Origin of the sequence: Streptomyces gobitricini (assembly GCF_039532985.1) — a bacterium.
GTDB lineage: Bacteria > Actinomycetota > Actinomycetes > Streptomycetales > Streptomycetaceae > Streptomyces > Streptomyces gobitricini.
Genome location: NZ_BAAASR010000047.1, coordinates 1 through 5,986 on the forward strand (window position 1 = coordinate 1; position 5,986 = coordinate 5,986).

Genomic DNA, 5,986 nt, shown 5'->3' on the forward strand with positions numbered 1-5,986 from the left:
ACTGCTCCAACTCGCCTGCAGCATCATCTGCTTGAGGCGACTCAGAACCTCATTCTGAAACGATCAGTAAGCCAGAGCAGACGCAGGACGGGCAACGGGGCTGGCTGCCGAAGAGTGGCGCTGTCATAGGTCACTGAGCAGTTCGCATCACCAGCAGTACGCAGTAGAGCAGTACCAGCTTCACCGGCAGTATGCAGTTTGGTAAGTAGTTGATCAACGAGGGAAAGAACGGAGGAACCAAGCGCCATCAGGATCGCCCGGGCGGAAGTCTTGAGCCCGGGTACCGCAGGACATCGATAGTGAGGTGGTCTCCGGTCAAGCAACCGCGATCCCCGCACCCCCGACAGCAGCCAGGTCGGGTCCGCGGACACAGAAGGCCGGCGCAGTATCAGGGCCGGCAGATGGTGTAGTTCCTTCGGGGCCCTGGTGCCGTACGGCACCAGGGCCCCTCCACGCGTTCCATGAAGTTCCATGAGAGAGGTGCAATGACAGCAGACGACTCGTACGGCCGTCTCGACGACGACGACTACCCCGCCTACACCATGGGCCGGGCCGCCGACATGCTCGGCACCACACCGAACTTCCTCCGCATCCTCGGCGACGCACGCCTCATCACCCCCCTGCGCTCCGAAGGCGGCCACCGCCGCTACTCCCGCTACCAGCTACGCATCGCAGCCCGCGCCCGGGAACTCGTCGATCAGGGCACCCCTATCGAGGCCGCCTGCCGCATCATCGTCCTCGAGGACCAGCTCGAAGAAGCGCAGCGCATCAACGCCGAGTACCGCCGCACCGCCGAATCGGCGAACCCCACGGCCGCGGCCTGAACGGTGCGCGCCCGCCGGACACCGGCGGGGCCTGCGCACCCATACAGGCGTTTCCTGTAGAAGCGGGGGAGGGTCTCGAAGGTGGGCACGGTGGTCTCCTCCGGGCAGCACGACGAAGCCCCCGGCGGGCGTCTCACGCGTAGGCCGGCGCGGAAGCGCCCGCGGTCCGGTGCGCAGGTCGTCGACGAAGGCGGCCACGGCCTGGTGGAAGAGGCGGCGCTGGTGGGGTGTGAGGCGGTGAAGGTCGGCGGTGAATCGGGGCAGGGCTTCGTAGGTGGGCACGGCGAACTCCTCCAGGAAGCACGCCGCCCCCCGGCCGGTGGCCGGGGGGCGGTGGTGGCTGTTCGTGTTGAAGGGCGTCGGTGACGTGGTGCTCAGTCGTGGCGGGTTGTCGGCGTGGTGCGTTGGTGTGCGGTCGATGACTGTGGAGACGGTTGGTGTGCGTTTTCGTGGTCGGTGGGGCTCGTGTGGTCGTGGCGCAGTAATCGCACGGCACGGTCAGCTCTCGTAGAGAGCGCGCATGACGTCCCAGAACTGCTGGGGCTGGGTGGCCTCGCAGCTGGAGCATCGGCGCCCTGTGATCCAGGTACGGGCAGGGTGGTCCTGCTGGGCGGAGCGCTGGGTGTGGCCGTACTCGATCCGGAGGGGTCGGCGGCAGAGCGGGCAGAGGTCGTCGTGAACGAGGTAGGGGTTCATGGGCGGGAGGTGCGTACACCGGCGGCTTACCGTCTCGGCCTGCGGTGGCGGCCCGTCTGGCGGGCGCTCCGGTAAAGATCTGGTGATGGCCTCCCGCCCGGCGGGAAGGACCCCGGATCGCGCTTTTTCGCACGTCAGCACCGGGGTTCCATGGGCCGGTCATCAGCCAAACGAAGATCCGTCCGGGAGACGGGCGCTATCTCTTCCGCGGCGTGATGGTCGGCGACGGCCACCGTGCTGCGGGCATGTCGCTGCGCGCGGCCCAGGACGAGGCCGGTGTCCCACCCGGGATCTGGAAGGGCCGGGGCCTGGCCGCGCTCGGCCTGGCGGCTGGGGACGTGGTGACCGAGCGGCAGGCCGAGCTGCTCCTGGGGGAGGGTCGACACCCGGACGCCGACCGGATCGAGCGCGAGCTCCTGGCGCAGGGCAAGAGCCCGGCCCGCGCCCGGCGGGCGACTGCGCTGGGTAGGCCCATCGAGCACAACCGCTCACCGAAGACCGACAAGGCCAAGGAGCGCGTCCCCTGGCTCGGCATGCACCTGGTGTTCCGGCCCCCGCCGACGGCGCATATCGCGTGGGCGCTGGCTGACTACGAGACCCGCCTGGTGCTGGAGCTGTGCCAGGACATCGCCCGGGACAAGACGCTGGCGTGGCTGGAGGATGCGGTCGCGCAGATCCGTTGGGGGAGCGGCGGTAAGCAGCGCGCCCGGGTCAAGGACGGGCTGATCGTCGCGGTCTTCCGGCACTACGAGTCCAGAGCTGCCGAGTCGAAGCCCCTTCTTCACGATCACGCGCTTGTATCGATCCGTGCCCGCCGGCCGGAGGAGAAGGGGACGTGGGGCAACCTGTCGGCGGACTCGACGCTGGCCCACATCGTCGCGGCCGACACCCTCTACACCCTCCTGTTCATGGAGGAGGTGCCGCCCGGCTCGGGTGGGCGTGGGAGCCGCGCGAGGTGACCACGCGTCCGCCGGTCTGGGCGCCGAGGCCCTGGTAGCCGGCATCGGCAAGGATCTCGACTGCGGTTCCGTCGGCCAGGAGCTGGACCAGGCCCAACTGGCGGGAGTGCGTGATGTCCGCGCAGCTGCCCGGTCTGGTCGGGCTGCAGAACAGCACCAGCCCATTCCGGTCGGTGAGAACCATGGTCTTGACGGCGTTCTGCTTGTTCTTGCCAAAGATGAACACGTCGCGGTCCTTGCGTCCGGCGGCCGGGCTGCGGACCCGGATCTCGGTGCCGTCGATGATGCCGGTCTGGCCACTGGCGCCGAGGTCGTCGATGACTTCGGCCAGCGTCCCGAGTCGGACGCCGGGGCTGATCGTGCATCCCCGCTCGGCGAGCAGGGGCCGTATCTCACCGATGGCCCGGGTGATGGTGGAGCGGTCGACTCCGAACCAGCAGGCCAGCACGTCGTGAGTGACCCCGTGACGGAGATGGACGAGGGTGGCCAGGAGTCGGTCGACGAACACGAACCGGTGCTTCGCACCGGCGCCCACAGCACGCTTTCGCGGCCGAGAAGCCAGCTTGGCCTGGTGACGCTCGTGCCACAACGGGCCCAACTCAGGCACGAGTTCAGCGATCACATCGGCCGACAGCCCTGTGATCCGTCGGGTGCTGACGATCACTGCACGAGTCACGTTCCGCACCACTCGACCATGATCAACCATCCAGCCCTCGACGTCTCACCGCTTACCGTGCACGAGCTCGTTAGGCCCCCGCACCTGTTACTGATGATCCCCGATGTGGGGGTTGTCCTTCCTCCTGCCTGTTCTGGCTGGGATCCTGCGGCGCATGAGGACGACGTGTGGGGTGGGGGCGGTGGCGGTGGGGTTGGCCGCGGTGCTGTCGCTGTCGGGGTGTGGCGGAGGGGGTGACGGTGGCAACGTGAAGCCCACGGCTGCGTCCTCAAGTCCGTCGGTGACGCCGAGCCCCTCGTCGGTGCCGCCTGAGCCTCCGCAGGCGGCGTTGACGGCGGAGGAGAAGGTCGACGCGTTGGCGGAGGCCGAGGGGTGGCTGCCGGATGAGGTGGCGTCGGCGTATGTGGCGGACATCTGCGCGACGCTGACCGACCAGGAGGAGTCTGGGGCGGGCGCGGTGCAGTGGCTGGCGCTCGGTGAGACGGATGCGGAGCACGCCGCGGTGCTGAGGGCGGGGGTGCCGTTGTTGTGCCCGGAGTGGTCGAAGACGGTGACCGAGGTGTTGGGTGCGGGGGTGCGGTTCTACTCGGACGGCACGTACCGGGTGACGGCGAAGCTGGGGTCGGCTGTGGATGCGATCGCCCCGGGGGCGTACCGGGTAGTGGGTGCCCTGGAGGACTGCTACTGGGAGCGCACGTCGAAGGGCGGGGAGGTCCTGGACAACGGGTTCGCGACGTCGGCCCAGAACATCACGGTGACGGTGAAGGCGTCGGATGGGCAGTTCACGGCGCGGGGCTGCGGGGTGTGGAAGCCGGTGGAGTAGCGACGGATCTTCAGGTGTGTCTGCATCACGTTGCCGACGTTGTTGTCCATGCCCGTGATGACGTTGCCCTTCTCGAGGATCGGCATCGGCTCCACCTGGTTGTCCTCGTCGTTCACAAGGACCGCCTTGGCGAGCTTGGGCAGCGCAAGGTCGGTGCGCACGAAGGAGAGGCCCCGCCGTTGCCGGTGGGGCCCCTCCTTGTCGTGGTTAGCGCCGGTAGATCAGCCAGGCGATGACGGCGGTGGTGGCGAACTCGCCGAGCTTGGTCGCCGCGCCGGTCATGAAGCTAGTTTGGGCGCTTCGTCAGGTCCTGCGGCCCATTTCCGCAGGTGGGCAACGGTGGCGGTGTGCCATCTGCCCAAGCGGGTGCTGGGCCATGGGGTTCTTTTCGCGATACGCTTCATTCAGTGTTCCGATCTGTTGCTGATGGTGGGACACCGCGCTGGGAGCCAGCTCCCTCGACTCATGGCCTGCAAACCTGTCGAGGAAGTGGGGCTCCCTTTTGCGTTGCTGACGATTCTACGGGGGCCAACTGCCAACTCTGGGTGTTAGCCGGCTTCATCTGCCCGGCTGGTGGCCGGGTGACGTAGCGGGGATGCGCTACAGCGGGTGAGAACGTAATTCAACGCGTGGTAGCTGCTCCCCACCCCACCCCTAATGTGACGAGCGCCACAAGGGTCCTGGCGTGTCGCTACGAAGTGGCTCTGGACGCGCGGCGGCCCCCTCCATGCCTCGGGTTCTGGAGGGGCCGTTGTGCGCCGCTAGTGGCTGAGGGCCGGGCGGCGCGGTGTGTGGCCGGCCGGTCGGGGAGTGGGCGCGGGGACACCGGGGCTCCCTAGCCAACCGGGTGCATGACCAGCGTGACGTACATGCCGGGGTTTATCCGGGCTGCCCTTCCCCGGGTTGTCGCTCCTCGGCACGACCACGGGTTAGTGGGGCAGCTGGTTGCGGGTGGTCGCCATGACCGCTGCTGTTGATCCTTCCGGCCAGAACCCGCCCCCTGCGCGTGTCGCCCTTGTCGGGTTAGCCATCGCCTTCGCCTCGTTGCTCACCCTCACTGGCGAGCATCCAGCACCTTGGTGCCGCCGTCGCCGTCCTCACCGGCATCTGGCCCATGGCGGACACGCTGAGTCGTCAGCCGTGACTGTGCGCACCGGGGCCGGTAAAACTGGGCGTCGTCTGTCAGCCCCTCCCCGTACCGTTGCAAGTCCTATTCGTGGCGGCCGTGGGGAGCACCTCAGTGGACGACGACCTCCAGATCGACAACGACGAAGACCTCTACCGCAACCCGGTCTACTACGAACCGGCCGGCCGTAATCTCGACCTCGAAGCCGACGACCTCGGCGTCCCGAACGGCCAAGGCCTCCTCGACGTGCTCATCCGAATGCGGAAGCGGGTTCCCGTCGCCAAGCGCGGGCTCATCTGCCCCGACTGCCGAGACCTCCGCGGCCGGCGCGTCCCCATGTACCTCGTCGAACGGGACGGCATGTGGTTCGCCTCCCACTACCGCAAGCGCGGAGACAAGCCGATCAGCCACGAGTCCGACGAGCACCTCGCCCGCAAGGAACGCGTCGCGAAGGACTCCGAGGACCACGGCTTCCCCGCCGACATCGAGTCGCAGACCCCCGACGGGCACGCGCGCCTCGACGTGCGCATCACCGGTGCCAACGGGATCGTGCTGGGCTACGAACCCCAGCTGAGCGCCCAGACCGCCCGCGGGATGCGCGCCCGGGAAGGGGCGCGGCGCCGCGGCGGCATCCAGTCCGTGTGGGACTTCGCCGACCCGAACCACACCGGCATCGGACGGGTCCCCTACGTCCGCACCCCCGACCTGCCCGCCTCCGTCATCCGCGTGCAGAAGAACCCCATCGAGATCCGCGAGGGCAACTTCGTCCTGGAAGAAGGGCACTGCACCCCAAGCGGTGCGCTCGATAGGTGTCCTAACTGATCGTTTCAGAATGAGGTTCTGAGTCGCCTCAAGCAGATGATGCTGCAGGCGAGTTGGAGC

At 68.0% G+C, this 5,986-nt stretch carries 4 protein-coding genes and 2 pseudogenes; 4 read left to right on the forward strand and 2 right to left on the reverse strand.

The window, feature by feature from the left end:
* Nucleotides 1-485 precede the first annotated feature (485 nt).
* A complete protein-coding gene (locus ABD347_RS28260; protein ID WP_344366518.1) occupies nt 486-824 on the forward strand; it encodes a MerR family transcriptional regulator in 339 nt (112 codons plus the stop codon).
* A 498-nt stretch (nt 825-1,322) separates the two neighbouring features.
* Here the strand turns inward: ABD347_RS28260 and ABD347_RS28265 are convergent, their stop codons facing one another.
* Nucleotides 1,323-1,520 carry a hypothetical protein gene (locus tag ABD347_RS28265; protein WP_344366520.1) on the reverse strand — a complete coding sequence of 66 codons (198 nt, stop codon included), beginning with the start codon at nt 1,518-1,520 and terminating at the stop codon, nt 1,323-1,325.
* Nucleotides 1,521-1,735: 215 nt separating this feature from the next.
* Between ABD347_RS28265 and mobF the strand changes: the two are divergent.
* Nucleotides 1,736-2,496 (forward strand): annotated as a pseudogene (gene mobF / locus ABD347_RS28270) (MobF family relaxase); the annotation flags it as partial.
* Between the two features lie 20 nt (nt 2,497-2,516).
* On the opposite strand, the pseudogene ABD347_RS28275 reads toward mobF, so the two are convergent.
* Nucleotides 2,517-3,185 (reverse strand): annotated as a pseudogene (locus ABD347_RS28275) (transposase); the annotation flags it as partial.
* Nucleotides 3,186-3,456: 271 nt separating this feature from the next.
* On the opposite strand from ABD347_RS28275, the gene ABD347_RS28280 reads away from it, so the two are divergent.
* Complete coding sequence (locus tag ABD347_RS28280; RefSeq protein WP_344366522.1) at nt 3,457-3,978, forward strand: Rv1352/Rv1906c domain-containing protein; 522 nt, start codon at nt 3,457-3,459, stop codon at nt 3,976-3,978.
* Nucleotides 3,979-5,218: 1,240 nt separating this feature from the next.
* On the forward strand, nt 5,219-5,926 hold the full coding sequence (locus ABD347_RS28285; RefSeq protein ID WP_344366523.1) for a hypothetical protein: 708 nt from the start codon (nt 5,219-5,221) through the stop codon (nt 5,924-5,926).
* Nucleotides 5,927-5,986 lie beyond the last annotated feature (60 nt).